This is a genomic window from Streptomyces acidicola, assembly GCF_009377235.1.
GTDB lineage: Bacteria > Actinomycetota > Actinomycetes > Streptomycetales > Streptomycetaceae > Streptomyces > Streptomyces acidicola.
Genome location: NZ_VMNX01000106.1, coordinates 1 through 22,867 on the forward strand (window position 1 = coordinate 1; position 22,867 = coordinate 22,867).

At 67.8% G+C, this 22,867-nt stretch carries 22 protein-coding genes and 1 pseudogene; 3 read left to right on the forward strand and 20 right to left on the reverse strand.

The window, feature by feature from the left end:
- From FPZ41_RS25370 to FPZ41_RS25405, 8 genes are all read right to left on the reverse strand, one after another.
- The coding region (locus FPZ41_RS25370) for a pyridoxal phosphate-dependent aminotransferase (protein WP_152866006.1) at window positions 1-1,275 on the reverse strand (1,275 nt) is incomplete at its 3' end.
- A 215-nt stretch (window positions 1,276-1,490) separates the two neighbouring features.
- On the reverse strand, window positions 1,491-2,642 hold the full coding sequence (locus FPZ41_RS25375; RefSeq protein WP_152866007.1) for an aldose epimerase family protein: 1,152 nt from the start codon (window positions 2,640-2,642) through the stop codon (window positions 1,491-1,493).
- Between the two features lie 263 nt (window positions 2,643-2,905).
- The gene (gene mmsB / locus FPZ41_RS25380; RefSeq protein WP_152866008.1) at window positions 2,906-4,150 is read right to left on the reverse strand and encodes a multiple monosaccharide ABC transporter permease; all 1,245 of its coding nucleotides are present in this window, start codon (window positions 4,148-4,150) and stop codon (window positions 2,906-2,908) included.
- Window positions 4,147-5,697, reverse strand: coding sequence for a multiple monosaccharide ABC transporter ATP-binding protein (gene mmsA, locus FPZ41_RS25385; protein ID WP_152866009.1), 1,551 nt, complete (start codon window positions 5,695-5,697; stop codon window positions 4,147-4,149). The genes mmsB and mmsA overlap by 4 nt, the downstream gene beginning before the upstream one ends.
- 46 nt (window positions 5,698-5,743) lie before the next feature.
- Entirely contained in the window at window positions 5,744-6,871 is a 1,128-nt protein-coding gene (gene chvE, locus FPZ41_RS25390) for a multiple monosaccharide ABC transporter substrate-binding protein (RefSeq protein WP_407698816.1), read from the reverse strand.
- Window positions 6,872-7,008: 137 nt separating this feature from the next.
- The gene (locus tag FPZ41_RS25395) at window positions 7,009-7,977 is read right to left on the reverse strand and encodes a hypothetical protein (RefSeq protein ID WP_322620700.1); all 969 of its coding nucleotides are present in this window, start codon (window positions 7,975-7,977) and stop codon (window positions 7,009-7,011) included.
- Between the two features lie 108 nt (window positions 7,978-8,085).
- Window positions 8,086-9,108, reverse strand: coding sequence for a zinc-dependent alcohol dehydrogenase (locus FPZ41_RS25400; RefSeq protein WP_322620701.1), 1,023 nt, complete (start codon window positions 9,106-9,108; stop codon window positions 8,086-8,088).
- 31 nt (window positions 9,109-9,139) lie between these two features.
- Window positions 9,140-10,303 (reverse strand): mandelate racemase/muconate lactonizing enzyme family protein, encoded by a 1,164-nt coding sequence (locus tag FPZ41_RS25405; RefSeq protein WP_322620702.1) that lies wholly within the window; start codon window positions 10,301-10,303, stop codon window positions 9,140-9,142.
- A 399-nt stretch (window positions 10,304-10,702) separates the two neighbouring features.
- Between FPZ41_RS25405 and FPZ41_RS25415 the strand changes: the two genes are divergently transcribed.
- The gene (locus FPZ41_RS25415) at window positions 10,703-11,443 is read left to right on the forward strand and encodes an SCO2400 family protein (RefSeq protein ID WP_194236213.1); all 741 of its coding nucleotides are present in this window, start codon (window positions 10,703-10,705) and stop codon (window positions 11,441-11,443) included.
- A gap of 473 nt (window positions 11,444-11,916) precedes the next feature.
- Here the strand turns inward: FPZ41_RS25415 and FPZ41_RS50605 are convergent.
- Both FPZ41_RS50605 and FPZ41_RS49950 read right to left on the reverse strand, forming a co-directional pair.
- Window positions 11,917-12,039: pseudogene (locus FPZ41_RS50605) on the reverse strand (hypothetical protein); the annotation flags it as partial.
- Between the two features lie 132 nt (window positions 12,040-12,171).
- Window positions 12,172-12,498: a helix-turn-helix domain-containing protein gene (locus FPZ41_RS49950; protein ID WP_322620703.1), complete on the reverse strand. Its 327-nt coding sequence runs from the start codon at window positions 12,496-12,498 to the stop codon at window positions 12,172-12,174.
- Window positions 12,499-12,974: 476 nt separating this feature from the next.
- On the opposite strand from FPZ41_RS49950, the gene FPZ41_RS25425 reads away from it, so the two are divergent.
- Window positions 12,975-13,556 (forward strand): hypothetical protein, encoded by a 582-nt coding sequence (locus FPZ41_RS25425; RefSeq protein ID WP_152866013.1) that lies wholly within the window; start codon window positions 12,975-12,977, stop codon window positions 13,554-13,556.
- Between the two features lie 262 nt (window positions 13,557-13,818).
- Here the strand turns inward: FPZ41_RS25425 and FPZ41_RS25430 are convergent, their stop codons facing one another.
- Together FPZ41_RS25430 and FPZ41_RS25435 are read right to left on the reverse strand one after the other, a co-directional pair.
- On the reverse strand, window positions 13,819-14,355 hold the full coding sequence (locus FPZ41_RS25430) for a TetR/AcrR family transcriptional regulator (RefSeq protein ID WP_152866014.1): 537 nt from the start codon (window positions 14,353-14,355) through the stop codon (window positions 13,819-13,821).
- Window positions 14,355-14,675 carry a DMT family transporter gene (locus FPZ41_RS25435; protein ID WP_152866015.1) on the reverse strand — a complete coding sequence of 107 codons (321 nt, stop codon included), beginning with the start codon at window positions 14,673-14,675 and terminating at the stop codon, window positions 14,355-14,357. The genes FPZ41_RS25430 and FPZ41_RS25435 overlap by 1 nt, the downstream gene beginning before the upstream one ends.
- 585 nt (window positions 14,676-15,260) lie before the next feature.
- Between FPZ41_RS25435 and FPZ41_RS25440 the strand changes: the two genes are divergently transcribed.
- On the forward strand, window positions 15,261-15,974 hold the full coding sequence (locus FPZ41_RS25440; RefSeq protein ID WP_322620704.1) for an AbfB domain-containing protein: 714 nt from the start codon (window positions 15,261-15,263) through the stop codon (window positions 15,972-15,974).
- Window positions 15,975-16,078: 104 nt separating this feature from the next.
- Here FPZ41_RS25440 and FPZ41_RS25445 read toward each other — a convergent pair whose 3' ends face one another.
- The 8 genes from FPZ41_RS25445 to FPZ41_RS25480 all read right to left on the reverse strand — a co-directional run bounded on the left by FPZ41_RS25445 (window position 16,079) and on the right by FPZ41_RS25480 (window position 22,712).
- Window positions 16,079-16,411, reverse strand: a complete 333-nt coding sequence (locus FPZ41_RS25445; protein WP_131569140.1) for a metal-sulfur cluster assembly factor — start codon at window positions 16,409-16,411, stop codon at window positions 16,079-16,081.
- A complete protein-coding gene (gene sufU, locus FPZ41_RS25450; RefSeq protein ID WP_322620705.1) occupies window positions 16,408-16,875 on the reverse strand; it encodes a Fe-S cluster assembly sulfur transfer protein SufU in 468 nt (155 codons plus the stop codon). Before sufU ends, FPZ41_RS25445 begins: the two co-directional genes overlap by 4 nt.
- 16 nt (window positions 16,876-16,891) lie before the next feature.
- Window positions 16,892-18,148, reverse strand: a complete 1,257-nt coding sequence (locus tag FPZ41_RS25455; RefSeq protein WP_322620706.1) for a cysteine desulfurase — start codon at window positions 18,146-18,148, stop codon at window positions 16,892-16,894.
- A complete protein-coding gene (gene sufC, locus FPZ41_RS25460) occupies window positions 18,145-18,909 on the reverse strand; it encodes a Fe-S cluster assembly ATPase SufC (RefSeq protein ID WP_152866017.1) in 765 nt (254 codons plus the stop codon). Before sufC ends, FPZ41_RS25455 begins: the two co-directional genes overlap by 4 nt.
- Before the next feature lie 7 nt (window positions 18,910-18,916).
- The gene (locus FPZ41_RS25465; protein ID WP_152866018.1) at window positions 18,917-19,246 is read right to left on the reverse strand and encodes a non-heme iron oxygenase ferredoxin subunit; all 330 of its coding nucleotides are present in this window, start codon (window positions 19,244-19,246) and stop codon (window positions 18,917-18,919) included.
- A complete protein-coding gene (gene sufD, locus FPZ41_RS25470; protein ID WP_152866019.1) occupies window positions 19,243-20,427 on the reverse strand; it encodes a Fe-S cluster assembly protein SufD in 1,185 nt (394 codons plus the stop codon). Before sufD ends, FPZ41_RS25465 begins: the two co-directional genes overlap by 4 nt.
- A 78-nt stretch (window positions 20,428-20,505) precedes the next feature.
- Complete coding sequence (gene sufB / locus FPZ41_RS25475; RefSeq protein WP_152866020.1) at window positions 20,506-21,927, reverse strand: Fe-S cluster assembly protein SufB; 1,422 nt, start codon at window positions 21,925-21,927, stop codon at window positions 20,506-20,508.
- Window positions 21,924-22,712, reverse strand: coding sequence for a helix-turn-helix transcriptional regulator (locus FPZ41_RS25480; protein WP_322620707.1), 789 nt, complete (start codon window positions 22,710-22,712; stop codon window positions 21,924-21,926). Before FPZ41_RS25480 ends, sufB begins: the two co-directional genes overlap by 4 nt.
- Window positions 22,713-22,867: the final 155 nt, after the last annotated feature.

The following is a 22,867-nucleotide window of genomic DNA, read 5'->3' on the forward strand; positions in this document are numbered from 1 at the left end:
GGCGGGTGCCGGGGTCGGGGCCACGTTCGGCATTCCCATCGCCTGGGCGGCCAGGCCCTGCATGCCCGCGCCGTTGGTCTCGCTCATCAGTCGGTCCACGGCCGCCGTGCCCGAGCTGTAGCTGGTCCCGGTGTTCAGCTCGGGTACGGCGGCTCCCCTCCTGGACCCGTACAGCACCGACTCCAGGCCGGACACCAGGCGACGCACGTCCACCTCGGGTCGGACCACGAGCCGCAGGAAGCGACTGGATGAGCCGATCTTGTTGCCGCACTCACGGACCAGGATCCGGTGCTCGGTGAGCAGCCGGTCCCGGACCACGGTGCCCTCGGCGCCTACGGGAAGGCGCACGAAGAGGAAGTTGCCCTGCGACGGGTAGACCGTCAGACCGGGCAGGTTGGAGAGCAGCCGGGCCATCTCCAGGCGGTCTCTGCGCACCTGGTGGAGGCTCTCCATGTATTCGGCGCCGTGGTCCTTGAGCATGAACACCACGGTCTCCGCGAAGGAGTTGAGGTTCCACTTGGGCAGCATCGAGCGGACCTTCCCGGCGAGTGCCGGATTGGCGACCATGTAACCGAAACGGATGCCGTGCAGACCGAAGTTCTTGCCGAGGCTGCGCAGCACGACGACGTTGGGCCGCATCACCGCGTCCGCGACCGTGCTCGGGTCGGCCTCGGCGTCGGCGAACTCCAGGAACGACTCGTCGATGACGACCAGGTCCAGGTCCGCCATCGCATCCATGAACTGCACCAGCGCGTGGCGGTGGAGGAAGCCGCCGTCCGGGTTGTTCGGGTTGCAGATGACGGCGACCTTCGTGCCGCGCTGGCGGATGAACTCGGCGTACTGAGCGAGGTCCAGGGCGAAGCCGCTCGACTCCTGGAGCGGGAACATGTCGACGCGCTTGCCGGTCTCCATCGGCTGGTCGGTCCAGCGGCCGAAGGTGGGGACGGGGATGGCGAGGGACTCGCGGACCAGCAGGTGGTCGATCCAGGTGATGAGCTCGGTCGAGCCGTTGCCCATCGCCACGCACTGCGGCGGCAGTTGGAGGAGGTTGCAGAGCTCGGAGGTGATGGTGTCGGCGCTGCTCGGGTAGTACGTGATGATCTCGCGCAGCCGGCCCGCCAGGTCGTCGAACATGGCCGGAGTGGGGAAGTAGGGGTTGCACGGGATGCAGAAGTCGATCGGCCCGACGCCTTCACCGCCCTCGCGCGTCAGCGCAGCCATCGACGGGCTGTGCGCTGCCGTGCTGCGGAAGAGAGAGGCGACGTTCCCGGCCATGAAACCTCCGTTGGGGGCGGGCCCGTTGGGGACGACCGGGCCCGACAACTATGGGTGGCCCGTGCGGGGGAGCACGGGCCACCCATAGATACGCGGGCTTCGGTGACGCTGTTCAACCGCTAAGAAATTGGTGAGAACTTGTGAGTCACCTGTGAAGATTGATCAGTTGGCGAAGAATATCAGCTGAAGAAGGCTGATCAGCTGTCTTCAACTGATCAGTTGAAGGAGTGGACCGTCGTCGAGCGGTACACCTGCCCCGGTCGCAGCACCGTCGACGGGAAACCCGGCTGGTTCGGCGAGTCCGGGAAGTGCTGCGTCTCCAGGCACAGGGCGTCGCCCTGGCGGTAGATGTGGCCGCCGGAGCCGACGAACGTGCCGTCGAGGAAGTTGCCGGAGTAGAACTGCACGCCCGGCTCGGTGGTCGCGATCTGCAGAGTGCGGCCGGAGGACGGGTCCTTCAGCGTCGCGATCTGCTCGGGCGCGGCCGTGATGCCCTTGTCGAGCACCCAGTTGTGGTCGAAGCCCTGCCCGTACAGCAGCTGCTGGTGCGCCTCGCGGATGTCCTCGCCGACCGTCTTGGTCCGGCGGAAGTCGAAGGGGGACCCCGAGACGGGCTCCAGCTCACCGGTGGGGATCAGGCCCGAGTCCACGGGGGTGTACCGCGAGGCGGCGATCTTCAGCTCGTGGTCGTAGACCGTGCCGTTGCCCTCGCCCGCGAGGTTCCAGTAGACGTGGCTGGTGAGGTTGACGACCGTGGCCTTGTCGGTGGTGGCCTCGTAGTCGATGCGCCAGTCACCGTGCGCGGTGAGGGTGTACGTGACCTTCGCCTTGAGCGTGCCGGGGTAGCCCATCTCGCCGTCGACGCTCGTGTAGTACAGGTGCAGGCCGACGTCGGAGCCCTTGCTGAACGGCTCGACGTCCCAGACGCGCTTGTCGAAGCCCTGGGCGCCGCCGTGCAGGCTGTTCGCACCGTCGTTGACGGAGAGCTGGTGGCTGGTGCCGTCGAGGGTGAAGCGGCCCTTGTCGATGCGGTTGCCGTACCGGCCGATCAGGGCGCCGAAGTACGGGCTCTTGGCGACGTAGTCCTCGATGGTGTCGAAGCCCAGGGAGACGTTCGCGTAGCGGCCCCTGCGGTCCGGGATCTCCAGGGACTGCACGATTCCGCCGTACGACAGGACCTTCATACGTGTGCCGCCGTTCGCCAGCGACCAGCTGTAGACCCTGGTGCCGTCGGCGAGCTTGCCGAAGAGCTTCTTCACGGGCTTCTGACTGCCTCCCTTGGCCTGTGCCGGGCCGGCCGCGCCGACCGTGGCGGCGACGCCCGCGGCGGCCGCCGCGGCTATGACGGTCCGTCTGCTCGTTTCCATGTGCGGCTCCCCTTTTTTGTGGCTCGGTTCGCCTCCCGGGCGCTGAAGCCTGTGTCGAGAGACCGACCGTGCTCAGCCCCTCCTTCGTCGGGGCCTCCGCGCTCCCCCACGCTCGGCTTCGCTCGCGCGGGGGGACCCCCACGCTCGGCTTCGCTCGCGCGGGGGGACCCCCACGGTCTTTCGACACAGGCGCGCCCCATCGGCTCACTCGCCCCATGGAGTTGACGTTGAAAGGGCCCCGCCGGAAGGCGGGGCCCCTGGACTTACGAACCGGACTTGCGCTTGTTCCACACGTCGAACCCGACCGCCGCCAGCAGGGCCAGTCCCTTGATGACCTGCTGCCAGTCGGTGCCGACGCTGAGGAGGTTCATGCCGTTGTTCAGCACGCCGAGGACGAGACCGCCGATGATCGCGCCCAGGACGGTACCCACACCGCCGCTCATGGACGCACCACCGATGAACGCCGAGGCGATCGCCTCGAGTTCGTAGTTCAGGCCCGCCTTCGGCGAGGCCGCGTTCAGACGGGCGGCGATCGCCAGACCCGCCAGGGCCGCGAGCGCGCCCATGTTCAGGAAGACCAGGAAGGTGACCTTCTTGTCCTTCACACCCGACAGCTTGGCCGCCGGCAGGTTGCCGCCGATCGCGTAGATGTGGCGGCCGAACACCGCGTTGCGCATGAGGTAGCCGTAACCGACCACCAGCGCGCCCAGGATCAGCAGGACGATCGGCGCGCCCTTGTAGCTGGCGAGAAGCATCGTGACGACGAGGATCGCGGCGACGATGGCGACGATCTTGAGCAGGAAGAGGTTCCGCGGCACCACGTCCAGCGAGAACTCCTGCTGGCGCTTGCGGTCGCGGAACTCCTGCAGCACCACGAAGACGATCAGGACGAGGCCCAGCAGCAGCGTGATGTTGTGGTAGTTGGTGTCCGGGCCGACCTCCGGCAGGAAACCATTGCCGATCTTCTGCAGACCGTCGGGGAAGGGACCGAGGGTCTGCCCCGCCAGGAGGATCTCGGTCGCGCCGCGGAAGACCAGCATTCCGGCGAGGGTGACGATGAACGAGGGTATGCCGAGATACGCGATGAAGAACCCCTGCGCCGCACCGGCCGCCGCGCCCACCAGCAGGCACAGCACCAGGGCGAGCGGCCAGGGCACGTTGTTCTGCACCGTCAGCACGGCCGCGAACGCGCCCACGAACGCCGTCAGCGAGCCCACCGACAGATCGATGTGGCCCGCGATGATCACCAGCATCATGCCGATCGCGAGGATCAGGACGTAGCTGTTCTGCAGGACCAGGTTGGAGACGTTGCGCGGCAGCAGCAGGTCACCGTCGGTCCAGACCGCGAAGAGGGCGACGATCAGGCCGAGGGCGAGCAGCATGCCGTACTGGCGCATGTTGCGGCGCAGGCCGTCCAGCACCAGTTGCAGCAGTCCGCCGGCCGTCTGGGATCCGGACTTGCCCGGCGGCGCCGGGGCCGGGGTCTTGGCGGTCACATCCGTGCTCATCGGGTTACCTCTTTGTCCTTCGTCATCTGGCGCATCAGCGATTCCTGCGTGGCCTCGGCCCGCGAGAACTCACCGGTCAGCCGCCCGGCGGCCATGGTGTAGATGCGGTCGCACATGCCGAGCAGCTCGGGCAGTTCGGAGGAGATGAAGACGACCGCCTTGCCCTCGGCGGCCAGTTGGTCGATGACCGTGTAGATCTCGTACTTGGCGCCGACGTCGATGCCGCGCGTCGGCTCGTCCAGGATCAGCACCTCGGGACCCGCGAAGATCCACTTGCTGAGGACGACCTTCTGCTGGTTGCCGCCGGACAGCTTGCCCACCGGCTCGAAGACGGTCGGAGCCTTGATGTTCATGGACTTCCGGAAGCGCTCGGCGACCTGGCGTTCCTCGTGCTCGTCGACGACACCGCGCCTCGCGACCTTGTTCAGGGCGGTCAGCGAGATGTTGCGGTTGATGGTGTCGATGAGGTTGAGGCCATAGTGCTTGCGGTCCTCGGTGACGTAGGCGATTCCGTGCTCGACCGCCTCGGCCACGTGCTTCGTCCGGATCTCCTTGCCGTCCTTGAGGACCGTGCCGCCCGCGTACCGGCCGTACGTCCGCCCGAAGACGCTCATCGCGAGCTCGGTGCGGCCGGCGCCCATGAGGCCCGCGATACCGACGATCTCCCCGCGTCGCACACTGATCGACACGTCGTCGACGACCTTGCGCTGCTGGTCGATCGGGTGGTGCACGGTCCAGTTGCGGATCTCCAGGGCGGGGGCCGCGTCGGCCTCCGCCTCGTGGGGGGTGCGCTCGGGGAAGCGGTGGTCGAGGTCGCGGCCGACCATGCCGCTGATGATCCGGTCCTCCGTGGTCCCGGCCGACTTCACGTCGAGGGTCTCGATGGACTTCCCGTCACGGATGATCGTCACCGAGTCGGCGACCCGGCGGATCTCGTTGAGCTTGTGGGAGATGATGATCGAGGTGATGCCCTGCTTCTTCAACTCCAGGATGAGGTCCAGGAGTTTGCCGCTGTCCTCGTCGTTCAGCGCGGCGGTCGGCTCGTCCAGGATGAGCAGCTTCACCCTCTTCGACAGGGCCTTCGCGATCTCGACGAGCTGCTGCTTGCCCACGCCGATGTCGGCGACACGGGTCTCCGGGTGATCGCTCAGGCCGACCCTGCGCAGCAGCTCCGTGGCATGCCTGAGGGTCTCGTTCCAGTTGATGAGCCCGCGGGTGGCGTGCTCGTTGCCGAGGAAGATGTTCTCCGCGATGGAGAGGAAGGGCACCAGGGCCAGCTCCTGGTGGATGATCACGATGCCGTGCTGCTCACTGGCCCTGATGTCCTTGAAGCTGCAGACCTCTCCCTCGAAGAGGATGTCCCCCTCGTAGGTGCCGTGCGGGTGGACGCCGGAGAGGACCTTCATGAGGGTCGACTTGCCGGCGCCGTTCTCCCCGCAGATGGCGTGGACCTCGCCCTGCTGGACGGTCAGCGTGACGTCCGACAGCGCCTTGACGCCGGGAAAGGTCTTGACGATCGAGCGCATTTCCAGGACGGGTCCCGCCATGGTCTTGCCTTCCAGTCAGTCGTGAATCGTCGGTCGGTGGCGGCGGTTACTTGAGGTCGCTCTCCTTGAGGTAGCCGGAGTCGACGAGGGCCTTCTGGTAGTTGGCCTTGTCGACGGCGACCGGCGTGAGCAGGTAGGCCGGGACGACCTTCGCGCCGTTGTCGTAGGTCTTGGTGTCGTTGACCTCGGGCTTCTTGTCGTTCAGGGCGTCGTCGACCATCGTCGAGGCCACCTTGGCGAGCTCGCGGATGTCCTTGAAGACGGTCATCGACTGCTGGTCCGCGATGATCGACTTCACCGAGGCGACCTCGGCGTCCTGTCCGGTGACGACCGGCAGCGGCTTGCTCTTGGAGCCGTAGCCGTCCGACTTCAGCGCCGAGATGATGCCGATGGAGATGCCGTCGTACGGCGAGAGCACGGCGTCGACCTTGCCGCTCTTGTACGACTTGGTGAGGATGTCGTCCATGCGCCGCTGCGCGGTGGCGCCGTCCCAGCGGAGCGTGGTGACCTTGGTCAGCTCCTCCTGGCCGGACTTGACGACGAGATCGCCCTTGTCGATGTACGGCTGCAGGACCTTCATCGCGCCGCCGAAGAAGTAGCGCGTGTTGTTGTCGTCGTTCGAGCCGGCGAAGAGCTCGATGTTGAACGGGCCGTTCGACGACGAACCAGCGCCGTCCTTCAGACCGAGCTTCTCGACGATGTAGCTGCCCTGGAGCTCGCCGACCCTCTCGTTGTCGAACGACGCGTAGTAGTCGACGTCCTTGGAGCCGAGGATGAGGCGGTCGTAGGAGATGACCGGGATGTCGGCGTCCTTGGCCTGCTGGAGCACGTTGTTCATCGACTTGTTGTCGATGGCCGCGATGATCAGGGCCTTCACACCCTGCGTGATCATGTTCTCGATCTGCGAGACCTGCTGGTCCGGGTCGTCCTCGCCGTAGACCAGCTTGGTCTTGTAGCCCTTCGACTCCAGGTCCTTGACAACGTTGTTTCCGTCCGCGATCCAGCGCTCGGAGGACTTGGTCGGCATCGAGATACCGACGGTGGCGCCCTTGGTGCTGCCCGAGTTCTCCTCGCTGCCGCCCTCGCTGTCCTGGCCGCAGGCGGACAGGGTGAGGGCGAGGGAGGCTGCCGTGGCGATGGCCGCGAGTGTTGTTTTGCGAGTGCGCATGGTCATCTTCCTTGATGTGTGGACCGGGCTCGGTCTGCGATGCGCAGGTGCTCCGTGGTGCTGTGCAGGGGAAAGACCGAGAAGAGGTGTGTGGGATTGTGTGCGGCTACGTCGTCTTTTGTGAAGGGGGGTGAGGTGGAACGTTATGAGGGTGTGTCAAACCGCTGCAGCGTTCCCGGCAGTCGCGACCCGAGCGGAGCCATGTTCCCGTCCGCGCCGTGCCGCGCGAGCAGGTCCAGGGCGAGCCGGCCGCGCCGCACACGTTCCTTGGCCGTGGCCAGGGTCAGTTCGCGCATGTGGTGCCCGTACGGGTAGATCCCGGGGGTCTTGGACAGGCCGAACTTCAGGTAGAGCGGTGCGCCGCGCCGGATCAGCTCGGCGACCTCGTACATCCGCACATAGCCTCCGAGATCGTCGGGGGCCTCGATGTACATGTCCATGGGAGCGCCGGACACCCGGCGGATCTCGGTGAGGTGATCGAGCGTCAGATCGCTCGGCACATTGACCGAGTCGGCTCCGAGGTTCTCGTACACGGCGTACGCGGCCGGGTTCACCGGGCCGATCAGCGCGGACACCTTCAGGGTCGTGTCGGCGGGCAGGATCCCGGCGACGCGCGCCCGGTGCAGGGTCCACAGCACCCCCTCGTCGGCGACGAGCAGGCACTTGACGCCCAGCTCCGCCGCGCGGATCGCGTCCTCCACGCACCCGGCCACCGCGTCGTGGCCACGGGCGCGCAGGCCCGCCCCACGCGAGTCGGTACGGGTCGAGCCGCCGATGTCCCACGTGCCGCGCGGGCCCGTGAACAGACAGAGCTCGATGTCGCGTTCACCGGTGGCCTCGACCATCTCGGTGATCTCGGCGTCGGTCAGCATCCACACGCCGGAGCCCTGGCTGATCCGGTGGATCGGCACATCGAGCCGCGAGGCCTCCTTGAGGACGACGGCCAGTGCCTCGGGCCCCTCGCACGAGGGGATCTCGGTGCGCCAGCGGCCACCTCCGGGGAAGGTGTGCGGCGAGGCGTCGGCGGGGGACAGGTCGGGCGCGCCCAGGCCGAGCGTGGCGAGCGCCTGCTCGCCGGGTCGACGGGCTGTCGTGGCGGAAGCGTCGGTCACAATTGTCCTTCAGGTTCGGTATATCGGACGGGGTTCGCGGCTCGGGGTGCACAAGGCGTTGGATGTACGCCGGCACGGGGCGTCAGGGTCCCCGTACCGGCGTACGGCTCAGGGGAGGGACGGCCGCAGCAGGACCTTCCCGACCTTCGGGTCACCGGACCCCACCAGCTCGATGGCGTGCGGGAACTCGGCGAGCGGCAGCTCATGCGTCACCAGCGGCAGCGGATCGAGCAGACCCGCTCCGAAGACCCGCACCGTGTGTGCCCAGGCGTCCGGCGGTGCCCCGAAGACGGTGTGCACCTCCAGCTGCCGTACGACGAGGTCGGTCGGGTCGAGTCCGTCGGCGCCCGGCGCCGGAATCCCGGTGAGGACCAGCCGCCCGCCGCGCCGCAGCAGGGCGGCGGCGGTGCGCGCCGCGTCCGCGGACCCGGCCGTCTCGATCACGACATCGAAGTCGTCCGGGAGGGCTCCTTTTTCGGCGTCCTTGGTGCGGAAGTCCGTGGCCCCGAAGTCCCGCGACATGCCCGCACGGTCCGGACGCGTACCGACAACGAGCAGTTCGGCCGGGGAGCCCGCCTTCAGGAACTGAACGGCGAACATCCCGAGCGTTCCGGTGCCCACGACGGCCACCCGCTCGCCGGGCCGGGCGTTCGCCTTGAGCGCGGCGGCCGCGATGCAGGCGGCCGGCTCCAGCAGGGCGGCGGCCGTCAGATCGCAGTCGTCCGGCAGAACGTGCAGCAGACGGGCGGGAAGCGTCAGCGTGGTGGCCATCGCACCGGGCTGGGTGAACCCGGTCTCCTCGTACCCGGCCGTGCACAGCGTGGTCTCGCCCGCATGACACCGGTCGCAGACCTGGCAGTTCCGGAAGCCCTCGCCAACGACCTTGCGGCCTACAAGAGTCGAAGGCACACCTGCCCCGACCGCCTCGACCGTCCCGGACCACTCATGGCCCGGAGTGAGTGGATACCGGACGTACCCCTCCGGCCGGTTGCCCTGGTAGAGCTCGCGGTCACTGCCACAGATCCCCGAGGCGTGCACACGGACCAGCGCCTCGCCGGCCTCCGGCTGCCGCGGCTCGTGCGGAACGAGCCGGTGCCGGCCCGGCGCTTCGACGACGACGGCCGTACTCACTGTGCCACCTCCCGATCCGACCGGCGGATGCTCACTTGGTGCCCTTGGGCTTGCGCTGCTCCCAGCCCTCGGCCCACAGGTCGAACCGGGCCTGCTGCTGCGGGAACTCGGCCGCCGCGTCCACGTCCAGCTCGACGCCGAGTCCGGGGGCGTCGGAGAGGTGGAAGCAGCCGTCCTCCGGGTTCACCTGGGGCGCTCCCTTGACCACCTTCTTGATCTCCGCGTCCGCGAAGTCGTTGAAGTGCTCAAGGATCTTGAAGTTCGGTGCGGTGAAGCCGACTTGGAGCGAGGCCGCGGTCAGGACCGGCCCGCCCACGTTGTGCGGCGCGACGAGCACGTAGTGGGTCTCGGCGGTGGCGGCCAGCTTCCTGGTCTCCCAGATGCCGCCGATGTGGCCCACATCCGGCTGGATGATGTCCACGGCCTGGCTCTCGAAGAGCTCGCGGAACTCGATCCGGTCGTGGATGCGCTCACCCGTGGCGACGGGCATGTCGACCTTCGCGGCCACCTTCTCCAGCGCCTTCAGGTTCTCCGGCGGCACCGGCTCCTCCAGCCAGGCAGGCTTGAAGGGGGCGAGCTCCTTGGCGAGCCGTACGGCGGTGGCGGGGGAGAAGCGGCCGTGCATCTCCAGCATCAGCTCGGCCTCGGGGCCGATGGCGTCGCGCACGGCCTCGATCAGCGATACGGCGTACAGGCTCTGCTCGTGGTCGAGTTCGAAGTGCCCGGTGCCGAAGGGGTCGATCTTGAGCGCCTTGTAGCCGCGCTCCATCACGGCCTGGGCGGCCTTGTGGTAGGCCTCGGGCGTCCGCTCCGTCGTGTACCAGCCGTTGGCGTACGCCTTGACCTTGTTGGTGACCTTGCCGCCGAGCAACTGCCACACCGGTACCCCGAGGGCCTTGCCCTTGATGTCCCAGCAGGCCATCTCGATGACCGCGATGCCGGACATCACGATCTCGCCCGCGCGCCCGAAGTCGCCGTACTTCATCCTCCGAACCAGATCCTCGACAGCGAACGGATCCGAGCCGAGAATGTGGTTGGCCTCCGCCTCCCGCAGATAGCCGATCAGCGCGTCCGTGTGTCCCAGCATCCGGGTCTCGCCCACTCCGGTCAGACCCTCGTCGGTGTGCACCTGAACGTAGGTCAGGTTGCGCCACGGCGTACCGACCACGTGTGTGCTGATTCCGGTGATGCGCACGGCAGTGCCCCTCGGTGGATGGTCAGCGCCACTTCAGCGCTGTTCGAGATTTCGTCACTCGTTCGAAATGCTGGCGTGACAGTAAGGACGGCGTGAGGGGGGTGTCAATGGGTCGAACGCATAACGGTTTCGACAAGGGTTCGACGCGCGTGGGGGCGGGGTGTTCGGTGCGGTGCGGGCGAGGTGCCGTGGGGCGGCTGAGCGTGGCGGCGGCGCATAGCTGCGCATGGCGGCGAGCGTGGCGGCGTATGGCTGTGCACGGCGGCGAGCGTGGCGCGCCGCGGCGGCGCATCGTGGCGCCTGCCCCCAACTCGTCAAACCGGAACAGGCAGTTCCCTACAGAACTTTCACAGCAACGTCTAGGAACACCGCCAGGTAAAACCTTAGTCTTCCCGCGTCATGGACTACTGCCACCCGTGCCGACGGCACCTCAACGGCGCCCTCGCCTGCCCGGGGTGCGGCACATCCGTCGAAGTGCTCCGCGCGTACGCGGACGACACCGACGTGCGCCCGGACGAGGGCACGGTCGAGGAACCGCCGCACGGGGGCGATGCCGAGGGTCCCCGCTCGCGCCGCCGGGCCGACCGGAGCGACCGCGGTGGCCGGAGTGCCGGTGGCACACGGTCGAGTCGCCGCGACCGCAAAGCCGCCGCGCACCGCAGGCGCCGTCGCAGGATCCTCTTCATCGGTGCGGGGCTTCTCCTTGCGGCAGGCGGGCTGAGCCTGGCCGAACTCGGCATAGAGGCCCCGGGGTCGAACCCGGCCACGACGGCGTCGGACGAGGGGGCGGCGGACCGCTCCGCCTCCGCGGACTCCTCCGCCGAGGCGGACCGCGCCGAGGACGGCTCCGGCCACAGCTCCCCGTCGACCTCTCCCGAGGACTCGGTGTCCCCGTCGGCGTCGAAGTCCCCCAAGGACAAGAAGCCCAAGGGCGACGACGCGAGCGCCGAGAACAAGGACGACGAGAGCGACGACCCCTCGTCGGGCGGCAGCGTCCCCGACCGCACCCCCTCGGCCCCCGGGGCCACCTCGGCCCCGGAGACGTCCACGGCCCCGAGCCCCGGCCCGACGGCGGAGCAACCGCCCCCGGCCCCTTCGCCCACGGAAACGTGTGAACGCTTCCTGTGGTGGTGCGCGTGACGCTCCGCTCGGGTTCGTAACGGGGCGCCTCAGACGGTTCCTCGCCCCCGCCGCCCCTGCCCGCTGAGGGGGCTGGGATCGCTCGTCCGGCTGTTCCACCTGCCCCTGCCTGGGGTCCAGCGAGCTGTGGCGGTCGGGCGGCTTGTCGAACGGCGAGGGCGCGTGGGGGTCGGTGTCCCACATTCGGCATCGAGCCCGCGCAGCCGCAGGAACGCCGGCCCCTCGGTGTGCCGGTAGGCGTTGGTGACCAGGTCGCAAGCTACTTGCGAAAGTACGTCATGGTTATCGCAACCCGGAGCGTTTCTCTCAGCCCGGACATGGGAGGGCCCCGACTCTTGGGGGGGCGAGAGTCGGGGCCGTGGTCTTGCTTGCCTCACCTCGGTCTATGTCGTGTGCGGCTCGATGCCGGGATCAGTCATGGTGGCGTCGAAGTACTGGAACGCCGACAGCTCGTAACTGCTGTGGTGCGTCACGCCCGCGTGCTTGAGGCACCACACCTGGGCGTCGTTCCGTGTCGGCTGTGTCGGCGGAGCGGTCGCCGCACGTGAGGCACAACGTCGTAGGCGGTCCGGTACGTACTGGCGAGCAACTGCCAGCTGCGGTCTATCGGGTTCGTGTGCGCCGTCGTCGTGGCCTCATGGATCAGGCCGGGGAGTTCGGCGGCAACCTGTTTGATATGGGTCGAGCGGACCATGGCGCACAGCTTCTCTGCGTGTGCCTCCAGCTCCTCAACCGGGCGCGGGGGCCACGTCCGGGTCGGGGCCGAGGTCGTAGATGTTCAGAGCCTCGCGAATCGGGTTGATCAGGCCGTCCAGTTGGTCCTGTCGCAGTTCTTCAAGGTAGGGCTGTCCCGTCAGTTCGGTGACGGCGACGGACAGGGCGCGGGCAAACGCGCCGATCACCGAGGGGCTCGCGGGCAAGACACCCCGCTCCACCTTGGTCAGGGTGCTGTAAGAGACCTGCGAGAGGTCGGCCAACTCTCGTTGCGTCAACCGGCGGACTTTACGGGTGTGCGCGATGCGTGCGCCGGTGTGCTCGTCAGTGTGCGTGGGCACTGGTCTCCGTTCTGCATCGACACCAGAACGGTACCCCCGGCCCGTTTCCGGGGAGCTGCAATTGGCCCCCGTCGCTCCCTGGCGGGGGCCATTGCTGTCTGAGCATGCAGTGCCGTAATGCCGCAGGTGAGCACGCCGCCGGCTTTTAACTGATGGGCCGCCAACGACTGGGCCGTCCACGGAGGTGGTGTACCGGCTGAACTGCGACACTTTCGGGAAAAGTGTCGCACCTTCGGATTCGATTACCTGCCCGCAGTCGCCGTACACCACGCCCATGGGCGTGACCAACGACCATTGACGGGGATATCGGGTAACCGCAGCAACCGTCAGAAAGGACTCGTTGAAGGCCTGAACGCGGACGCAGTCCACCCTAATCCGACAACTGAGCGTGTACCTCGCCGGTGCACCAGCGTCGAGGGCTGTCCTGTGATCGTGTAGACCCACAGGCGTCAGAAAGCGCTGGGTATTCTCCCGGTATGAAGATCCTGCTGTGGGGCCTCGCGGCTGGGGTGGGATATGGGGCGGCTACCTCGCTCATCAACGCGCTTTCGTCGCCGTATGCGGAGCTGGGAATGCCGCTCCAGGGCACCGTCTGGGCCAGCGCCGCCAAGGTGCTCAGCCTGTTAATGGACGCGGGCTGGTCCTGGGCCGGACTGGCGGTGGCGATGGGCTGGCTGGCCGGGACACGGGTCCGAGGCGCGCTGGTCGGGGCCCTGGCGCTGATCGCGGCCACGGGGGCGTACTACGTGACCGACGCCTTCGTCTCGGGCGCTGGCACGGATATGGTCACGTGGTGGGTGGTCGGTCTGCCACTCGGGTTGGTCTTGGGCGCGGTGGGTGCAGGGATCAGGCTGCCTGGATTGATCGGCTTACTCGCGGCATTGACGGTTCCGGTGGGTGCTGCCGCACAGATGGTCGTGCTACCACCCCGACCGCACCTCACCTTGACCCCGGCAACTATCCTCGCCGAGTTCATCGTTTGGACGGCCGCTGCGCTTGGTGCTGGCTGGGCTGTCCACCGTTTTTGGGCCGCGAGGCGCGCAGCCAGGGCCGGATAGTGGAACCACCGGAGATACCCCCTTCTGGTCAAGGGCGGGCCGCGAGCCGCCTCGCTCAGGAGGTCGGCTTACTGCTGCCCAAAGGGTGGTCTGCTCTGTGCCCCCTGAATCCCCTGCCGTGGGGGCTGCGCCCGGCCCTCTCCTCGGGTTTCCGCCCTTTGGGCCTCCGCCTCGGCCCCCGGGGGCCCCAGGGAAGGGATGGGACGGGTAGGTGCGGCGGGGGCGAAACCAGACGCCCCGCACGCACCCCCCGGCCACCACGTCACCGCATCACACGCCCCAACATCTCCCGCGCGTACTCCTCGTCATACGGCACCCCCGTCAGCAACACCTGCAGACAGATCCCATCGATCAGGGCGACCAGGGCCCGGGCCGTGACCGGGTCCGTACGGCGGGCGATGAGCTCGGCGAAGCCCTGGGCCCACTCGGCCGCGACGGGCCGCAGAGCGGGCCGGCGCAGGGCCGCGAGATAGAGCTCGTACTCCAGCTCCACGCCTGTACGGTCCCCTGCGAGCCACTCCCCGGTCAGCGCCGCGAGCTCACCGGCAAGATCGGTCCGAGGGTCCTCCAGCGCGCCGCGCGCGGCAACCACCTTGGCGAAACCCTCGTTGGCCTGACGCAACGCGGCGACCATGAGTTCGTCGAGGGTCTTGAAGTGATACGTCGTCGAGCCGAGCGGCACGTCCGCCTCCACGGCCACCGTCCGGTGACTCAGCCCGGCGAGGCCCCGCGCACCCACGACCCGGATCGCGGCGTCGATGATCCGCCGGCGCCGCTCGGGGTCGTACCGGCGGGGCATCAGTGCGCGCCTCCCAGGTTCAGCACGACCACTCCCCCGATGATCAGCGCGAGCCCGGCGACCTTGGCGATGCCCAGGCCTTCCCCGAAGAGCGCCAACCCGATCAGGGCGATGGTCGCGGTGCCGACCCCGGACCAGATCGCGTACGCCGTGCCGATGGACATGGTCTTCAGGGTCTGCGCGAGCAGCACGAAGGACACGACGTACCCGAGGAGGGTGAGCAGCGAGGGCCACAGCCTGCTGAAACCGTCGCTGTACTTCATGGCGGTCGTGGCGGCCACCTCGGCAGCGATGGCTCCGGCGAGCAGTACGTATCCCATGGGGACGAGTGTACGGATCGATGCGTACGCCCGTACATATCGCACGTGTACGCCGGCCGAACATCTCGCGCGTACCGCCGTACACATCGGCTCCAGTCTCAAGTTGGTCACGTTGCCCGCTGCCGTCATCACGTCAGGCGGTGAGCCGGAGCCGGGAGCGCCCCGAGAAAGGGATGTGAATGTGACGCAAAGCCTCAACTCGCATCAGGGAGCCCGGGATTCGCCGAGAAACCGCTCTCTGAAAGGGCTGCCTGCTACCCACGAGTTCCACTACTGTTTCACCGGTCACGCACCCGGTAGTCGCGGCCACAGCCGTTCCGCGTGTCGGTGACCCCCTTTCCTCCTGTGCCGATACCGGACGTCTGACGACTCCGGACGACGATTTCGCGTACGCCTGTGGCGACGCTGAGGGAACCGCGCATGCCAGATGAAAAACCCGGATTCACTCCGGACAACCTCCCCGTGCTCTGGAACTCGCCCCCGAAGGTGTGGGAAACCGGTGAATCACCGGATCAGACCCGGGTTCCGGGAACACGTCGGCTCTGGGCGGCCGGCGCACTCGCCGTGGCGGTCCTGTTAGGCAGCGTGACCGCGTTAGCGCTGCAGGAACCGCCTACCGAGAACTCCGCTCGGGAGCGCACGGCCCGCACGACGGGCGCCGAGGAGGCGATCGCGCCCACCGTCGCCCCCGCCGCGCCGGTCGGCAAGAGTGGTCTGTCCTCCCCGCAGCCCACCGCGTCGAAGAGCGAGGCCTCGTCCGATTCCCAACAGGGCGGCGCGAAGCCCGAACCCGAGCCGGAGCCGGAGCCGGAGCCGTCGAAGCCGACGAGCCCCAGCAAGAAGCCGCCGTCGTCCTCCCATCCCTCGGCCTCGTCGTGGAAGTCCATACGGGCCGTCAACTACCCGGACCGCTACTGGCACCTGAGGAGCGGAGTGATCCAGCTGGACCGGGTGAGCTCCCGCAGCGGCGGCGAGACCAGGGAGGACTCCACCTTCCAGGTCGTCTCCGGCCTCTCGGACTCCTCCTGCTACTCGTTCCGCATGGAGGACGGCCGCTACGCGCGCCACCAGAACTTCCGCCTCCGCGTCGACCGCAACGACGGCTCGAAGCTCTTCAAGCAGGACGCCACGTTCTGCCCCCGCCGCTCCTTCAACTCGGACGCGATCATGCTGGAGTCCGTCAACTACCCCGGCCGCTTCCTCCGCCACAGGGACTTCGTCCTCCGTCTCGAGCCGATGGAGAACAGCCGGCTGTACTGGTCGGACACGGCGTTCCGACTGGTGGACGGGCTGGCCTGAACCCCTCCCCCTTGAACAGCTGACGCCCCGTAGATGACGGTGACGACTGTGGCCCCCGGCAATACGCCGGGGGCCACAGTCATATACGTGATGAGCGGGTGCTCTCAGACGTTGAACCCGAGCGCGCGGAGCTGCTCCCGGCCGTCGTCCGTGATCTTGTCGGGGCCCCACGGGGGCATCCAGACCCAGTTGATGCGCAGTTCGCTGACGAGGCCGTCCGTGGCGGACTTGGCCTGGTCCTCGATGACGTCCGTCAGCGGACACGCTGCGGAGGTCAGGGTCATGTCGACGGTCGCGATGTTCGCGTCGTCGACGTGGATGCCGTAGATGAGGCCGAGGTTGACGACGTCGATGCCCAGTTCGGGGTCGACCACGTCCATCAGGGCCTCGCGGAGCTCCTCCTCCGAGGCCGGCTTCATCTCCACGGTGTCACTCATGCCGTCTTCCTTTCGGCGTCGGCTCCGCCCAGGGCCTGGGCCGTCGCGTCCTTCCACGCCATCCAGCTGAGGAGGGCGCACTTGACTCGGGCCGGGTACTTGGAGACTCCGGCGAACGCGACCGCGTCCTCCAGGGTCTCCTCCATGTCGTCGTCGGGCTCGATACGGCCCTTGGACTGCATCAGCTCCAGGAACGTCTCCTGGATCTTCTGCGCCTCGGCCAGCTCCTTGCCCACGAGGAGGTCGTTCAGCACGGAGGCCGAGGCCTGGCTGATGGAGCAGCCCTGGCCCTCGTACGAGACGTCCTTGATCGTCGTGCCGTCGTACCTCACCCGGAGGGTGATCTCGTCGCCGCACGTCGGGTTCACGTGGTGCACCTCGGCATCGCCATCCCGAAGACCACGCCCGTGAGGGTGCTTGTAGTGGTCCAGGATGACGTCCTGGTACATGGAGTCCAGCTTCACGGTTTCAGCACGCCCTTCAGCCGAAGAAGTTCCGTACGTGCTCCAGTCCGTCGACCAGAGCGTCGATCTCGGCCGGCGTGGAGTACAGATAGAACGACGCTCGCGTGGTCGCAGGAATTCCGTACCGCAGGCAGACGGGGCGGGCGCAGTGATGGCCGACCCGGACCGCGATGCCCTGCTCGTCGAGGACCTGACCCACGTCGTGCGGGTGGATGTCACCGAGCGTGAAGGAGATCGCCGCGCCCCGGTCCTCGGCCGTGGTGGGGCCGATGATGCGCAGGTCGGGGACCTCGCCCAGCTTCTTCACCGCGTACTCGGTGAGCGCGTGCTCGTGGGCGAGGATCTTGTCCATGCCGATCGACGACAGATAGTCGATCGCCGCGCCCAGGCCGACCGCCTGCGCGATCGGCGGGGTGCCCGCCTCGAACTTGTGCGGAGCCGGTGCGTACGTCGACGAGTGCATCGACACCGTCTCGATCATCTCGCCGCCGCCGAGGAACGGAGGGAGGTCCTCCAGCAGTTCCTGACGGCCCCAGAGCACGCCGATGCCCGTCGGGCCGCACATCTTGTGGCCGGTGAAGGCCACGAAGTCGGCCTGGAGGGCCTGTACGTCCAGCGGCATGTGCGGTGCGGCCTGCGAGGCGTCGATCAGGACCAGGGCCCCGACCTCCTGCGCCCGGCGGACTATCGCCTCGACCGGGTTGACCGTCCCCAGGATGTTCGACACCAGCACGAAGGAGACGATCTTCGTCTTCTCCGTGATGATCTCATCGATGTTCGACAGGTCGAGACGGCCCTCGTCCGTGAGGCCGAACCACTTCAGCTTCGCTCCCGTGCGCTGCGACAGCAGCTGCCACGGCACGATGTTGGAGTGGTGCTCCATCTCCGTGATGACGATCTCGGTCTCGGAGTCCACGCGGTAGGGCTCGTCGGCCCAGCCCAGCATGTTCGCCACGAGGTTCAGCGATTCCGAGGCGTTCTTGGTGAAGATCACCTCGTCGCGGCTGGGCGCGTTGATGAACGCGGCGACCTTGTCCCGCGCGCCTTCGTACAGCGCCGTGGCCTCCTCGGCGAGCACATGCACACCGCGGTGGACGTTGGCGTTGTAGCGCTCGTAGTACTCGCTCAGGGCGTCCAGTACCTGGCGCGGCTTCTGCGAGGTCGCCGCGTTGTCCAGGTACACGAGCTTCCTGCCGTCGTGGACCTGCCGGTCCAGGATGGGGAAGTCCTTGCGGATCGCCTCGGTGTCGAGGAGGCCCGGCAACTGTGTCACGCGGATACGCCACCCTTCACGTATGCCTCGTAGCCCTCGTTCTCCAGCTTGTCCGCGAGCTCGGGGCCGCCGGACTCGGCGATCCGGCCGGCGGCGAACACGTGGACGTGGTCGGGCTTGATGTAGCGCAGGATGCGCGTGTAGTGGGTGATCAGCAGGGTGCCGACCTCGCCGCTCTCGCGGACGCGGTTCACGCCCTCCGACACCACGCGCAGCGCGTCGACGTCCAGACCGGAGTCCGTCTCGTCGAGGATCGCGACCTTCGGCTTGAGCAGCTCCAGCTGGAGGATCTCGTGGCGCTTCTTCTCACCGCCGGAGAAGCCCTCGTTCACATTGCGCTCGGCGAAGGACGGGTCGATGCTGAGGCGCTCCATGGCCTCCTTGACCTCCTTGACCCAGGTGCGCAGCTTGGGGGCCTCGCCGCGGATGGCGGTGGCGGAGGTGCGCAGGAAGTTGGAGACCGAGACGCCGGGGACCTCGACCGGGTACTGCATCGCCAGGAACAGGCCCGCGCGGGCGCGCTCGTCGACGGACATCTCCAGGACGTCCTCGCCGTCGAGCAGCACGGTGCCGCTGGTGATCGTGTACTTGGGGTGACCCGCCAGCGAGTAGGCGAGGGTCGACTTGCCCGAGCCGTTGGGGCCCATGATGGCGTGCGTCTCGCCCTGCTTCACGGTGAGGTCGACGCCCTTGAGGATCTCCTTCGTGGCGTTGTCGGCCTCGACGGTGACGTGCAGGTCTCGGATTTCAAGCGTTGCCATGGGTGCCTCAGGACTCCTGGGTGAGGGAGACGAGCACGTCGTCCCCTTCGATCTTTACGGGGTATACGGGGACGGGGCGCGTCGCGGGAAGGCCGGACGGCTTGCCGGTGCGCAGGTCGAAGCTGGAGCCGTGCAGCCAGCACTCGATCTGGCAGTCCTCCACCTCGCCCTCGGAGAGCGAGACGTTGGCGTGCGAGCAGATGTCGTAGATCGCGAAGACCTCGCCCTCGGTCTGGACGACCGAGATGGGCGTGCCGTCGAGTTCCACCCGCTTCGGGGTGTCCTCCTCCAGCTCGCTCAGCCCGCAGACGCGCAGGAACGTGGACGAGGCAGTCATGCGACCGACGCCTCCAGCTCCTCTTCGATCTTGGCGATGAGGCGCTCCTCGATGTCCTCGACGCCGATCTGCTGGACCAGCTCGGCGAAGAAGCCGCGGACGACGAGGCGGCGGGCCTCGTGCTCCGGGATACCGCGGGCCATCAGGTAGAAGAGCTGCTCGTCGTCGAATCGGCCGGTCGCCGAGGCGTGGCCGGCGCCGACGATCTCGCCGGTCTCGATCTCCAGGTTCGGCACGGAGTCGACACGGGCGCCGTCGGTCAGTACCAGATTGCGGTTCATCTCGTAGGTGTCCGTGCCCTCGGCCCTGGCCTCGATCAGCACGTCACCGATCCACACCGCGTGCGCGTTGTCGCCCTGGAGCGCGCCTTTGTAGGCGACGTTGGACTTGCAGTGCGGGGTGTTGTGGTCGACCAGGAGGCGGTGCTCCTGGTGCTGGCCGGCGTCGGTGAAGTACAGGCCGTAGAGCTCGGCCTCGCCGCCGGGGCCCGCGTACGACACGCGCGGGTGGAGGCGTACGACGTCGCCGCCGAAGGTGACGACCACGGACTTGAAGGACGCGTCCCGGCCGACGAGGGCGTTGTGCTGGCCGACGTGCACGGCCTTGTCGTCCCAGTCCTGGACCGAGACGACGGTCAGCTTGGCGCCGTCGCCCAGAAGGTAGTCGACGTTGGCGGCGAGCACGGCGTCACCGCTGTGGTCGATGACGACGACGGCCTCGGCGAAGGCGCCCAGCTCGATGACCTGGTGGCCGTAGGCGACCCCGCCCTCGCCGTGCACGGCGATACGGATCGGCTCGGTGAGCACCGTCTCCTTGGGGACGGTGACCACGCCGGCCTTCTCGAACGCCGAGTACGCCTGGGCGGCGACGCGGTCCACCGGGGTGCCCGCCTTGCCGATCCGCGCGTCGTCGCGTCCGACGGTCTCGACGATGACGCCCTCGGGGGCCTGGACGTCCACCTTCACACCGGTACCGTCCACGACGGCGGTGCCGTCGTGGAGGCCGCGCAGGCGCTCCAGCGGGGTGAACCGCCACTCCTCCTCGCGGCCGTGCGGGACCGGGAAGTCCGCCACGTCGTAGGAGGGGGGCGCGCTCATGCGCGTGGCTACGGTCGACTCGGCCGCAACGGCGATCGAGCCGGCGGTGGTGGAGCCCACCGGGATGTTCTGGGCCTCAGCCATGGCTGTCGTTGTGCTCTCTTTCCTACGTATGGGGCTTGATGGGAAGGGCGGCCGGCGCTCGCCGACCGTGGCCGGTGACTAACCGACCGAGCCCTCCATCTGCAGCTCGATCAGCCGGTTGAGCTCCAGTGCGTACTCCATCGGCAGTTCCTTGGCGATCGGCTCGACGAAGCCGCGCACGATCATCGCCATCGCCTCGAACTCGCTGAGGCCCCGGCTCATCAGGTAGAAGAGCTGGTCCTCGGAGACCTTGGAGACGGTCGCCTCGTGGCCCATGGACACGTCGTCCTCGCGGACGTCCACGTACGGGTAGGTGTCCGAGCGGGAGATGGTGTCGACGAGCAGTGCGTCACACAGCACGTTCGACTTCGATCCGGCCGCGCCCTCGCCGATCTCGACCAGACCGCGGTAGGAGGTACGGCCGCCGCCGCGCGCCACCGACTTGGAGACGATGTTGGACGACGTGTTCGGCGCCATGTGGACCATCTTGGAGCCGGCGTCCTGGTGCTGGCCCTCGCCCGCGAAGGCGATGGAGAGGGTCTCGCCCTTGGCGTGCTCGCCCATCAGGTAGACGGCGGGGTACTTCATCGTCACCTTGGAGCCGATGTTGCCGTCGATCCACTCCATGGTCGCGCCCTCGTAGGCGACAGCCCGCTTGGTGACCAGGTTGTAGACGTTGTTCGACCAGTTCTGGATGGTCGTGTAGCGGCAGCGGGCGTTCTTCTTGACGATGATCTCGACGACCGCGCTGTGCAGGGAGTCGCTCTTGTAGATCGGGGCGGTGCAGCCCTCGACGTAGTGCACGTAGGCACCCTCGTCGACGATGATCAGGGTCCGCTCGAACTGGCCCATGTTCTCGGTGTTGATGCGGAAGTAGGCCTGGAGCGGGATCTCCACGTGCACGCCCTTCGGCACGTAGATGAAGGAGCCGCCGGACCACACCGCGGTGTTCAGCGAGGCGAACTTGTTGTCGCCGACCGGGATGACGGTCCCGAAGTACTCCTTGAAGAGCTCCGGGTGCTCCTTCAGCGCGGTGTCGGTGTCGAGGAAGATGACGCCCTGCTCCTCCAGGTCCTCGCGGATCTGGTGGTAGACGACCTCCGACTCGTACTGGGCGGCGACACCGGCCACGAGGCGCTGCTTCTCCGCCTCGGGGATGCCGAGCTTGTCGTACGTGTTCTTGATGTCCTCGGGCAGGTCCTCCCAGGACTCCGCCTGCTTCTCCGTGGAGCGCACGAAGTACTTGATGTTGTCGAAGTCGATGCCCGACAGATCCGAGCCCCAGTTCGGCATCGGCTTCTTCTCGAAGAGCTTCAGGCCCTTGAGGCGCAGCTTGGTCATCCACTCCGGCTCCGACTTCTTGCCGGAGATGTCACGGACGACCGCTTCGCTCAGGCCGCGCTTCGCTGCGGCACCGGCGTCGTCGGAGTCGGCCCAGCCGTATTCGTACTTGCCCAGGCCCTCGAGCTCAGGGTGGGCAGTCTCCGTGGGGAGAGTCATGCGGGGTTCCTCCCGGCCGTGCTTGCAGATGCGGTGTGGTCTTGCTGGTCGTTCTGGGAAATCTGCGACGCCTGTGCGGCGTGTGCAGCTTTGGGGATGAACGTCGTGCAGACGCCGTCGCCATGCGCGATGGTCGCCAGCCGCTGGACATGTGTGCCGAGCAGCTGGGAGAAGACCTCGGTCTCCGCCTCGCAGAGCTGCGGGAACTGTTCGGCGACGTGGGCGACCGGGCAGTGGTGCTGGCAGAGCTGCTCTCCGACCGGTGCGCTGCGCGCAGTGGCAGCGTACCCGTCCACGCTCAGGGCCTTGGCCAGGGCTTCGGTGCGCTCCTCGGGGGCGGCGGCCTCGATCGCCTCGCGGTACGCCCCGGCCTGTGCGGCGAGGCGGGCGCGGGCGAAGGCGGCGACCGCTTCCTGGCCGCCCTCGCGCTCGGCGATCCACCGGAGGGCGTCGGCGGCGAGCTTGTCGTAGGACTGGTCGAAGGCGTCCCGGCCGCAGTCGGTCAGGGCGAACACCTTGGCGGGCCGGCCGCGTGTCCGTGCGCCGTAGACCCGCTGCTCGCGGGCTTCCACGACGTCGTCGGAGACCAGCGCGTCGAGGTGGCGCCGCACGGCCGCCTGTGTGAGGCCCAGCCTTTCGGCGAGCGCGGCGACGGTCGACGGGCCGTGGTCCAGGATGGACCGCGCGACCCGGTTGCGCGTGGAGCGGTCCGAACGCAACCCAGCCGCGAGCTCTTCCTGAGGGGCACCCTTTGCGGTCCCCCGAGCCTCGCCGACGTTTTTCACAACGCCATTGTTGCGTAATTCCCGAGAGTGGAGCAAGCCACGTCCGGACCGCTCGACGGTGCCGTACATCACTTAGGCATACCTAAGCCACCACCCGAGCCGGCATCGGAGCTGACCTGCGCGAACGATCTTTGATCGATCAAGTCGGTGATGCC

What these genes read in the sequence shown, in the direction of transcription:
- FPZ41_RS25375 (WP_152866007.1), bottom strand. Translation starts at nt 2,642, where the DNA reads ATGGAAACGAGCAGACGGACCGTCATAGCCGCGGCGGCCGCCGCGGGC.
- mmsB (WP_152866008.1), bottom strand. Translation starts at nt 4,150, where the DNA reads ATGAGCACGGATGTGACCGCCAAGACCCCGGCCCCGGCGCCGCCGGGC.
- mmsA (WP_152866009.1), bottom strand. Translation starts at nt 5,697, where the DNA reads ATGGCGGGACCCGTCCTGGAAATGCGCTCGATCGTCAAGACCTTTCCC.
- chvE (WP_407698816.1), bottom strand. Translation starts at nt 6,871, where the DNA reads ATGACCATGCGCACTCGCAAAACAACACTCGCGGCCATCGCCACGGCA.
- FPZ41_RS25415 (WP_194236213.1), top strand. Translation starts at nt 10,703, where the DNA reads ATGGACTACTGCCACCCGTGCCGACGGCACCTCAACGGCGCCCTCGCC.
- FPZ41_RS25425 (WP_152866013.1), top strand. Translation starts at nt 12,975, where the DNA reads ATGAAGATCCTGCTGTGGGGCCTCGCGGCTGGGGTGGGATATGGGGCG.
- FPZ41_RS25430 (WP_152866014.1), bottom strand. Translation starts at nt 14,355, where the DNA reads ATGCCCCGCCGGTACGACCCCGAGCGGCGCCGGCGGATCATCGACGCC.
- FPZ41_RS25435 (WP_152866015.1), bottom strand. Translation starts at nt 14,675, where the DNA reads ATGGGATACGTACTGCTCGCCGGAGCCATCGCTGCCGAGGTGGCCGCC.
- FPZ41_RS25445 (WP_131569140.1), bottom strand. Translation starts at nt 16,411, where the DNA reads ATGAGTGACACCGTGGAGATGAAGCCGGCCTCGGAGGAGGAGCTCCGC.
- sufC (WP_152866017.1), bottom strand. Translation starts at nt 18,909, where the DNA reads ATGGCAACGCTTGAAATCCGAGACCTGCACGTCACCGTCGAGGCCGAC.
- FPZ41_RS25465 (WP_152866018.1), bottom strand. Translation starts at nt 19,246, where the DNA reads ATGACTGCCTCGTCCACGTTCCTGCGCGTCTGCGGGCTGAGCGAGCTG.
- sufD (WP_152866019.1), bottom strand. Translation starts at nt 20,427, where the DNA reads ATGGCTGAGGCCCAGAACATCCCGGTGGGCTCCACCACCGCCGGCTCG.
- sufB (WP_152866020.1), bottom strand. Translation starts at nt 21,927, where the DNA reads ATGACTCTCCCCACGGAGACTGCCCACCCTGAGCTCGAGGGCCTGGGC.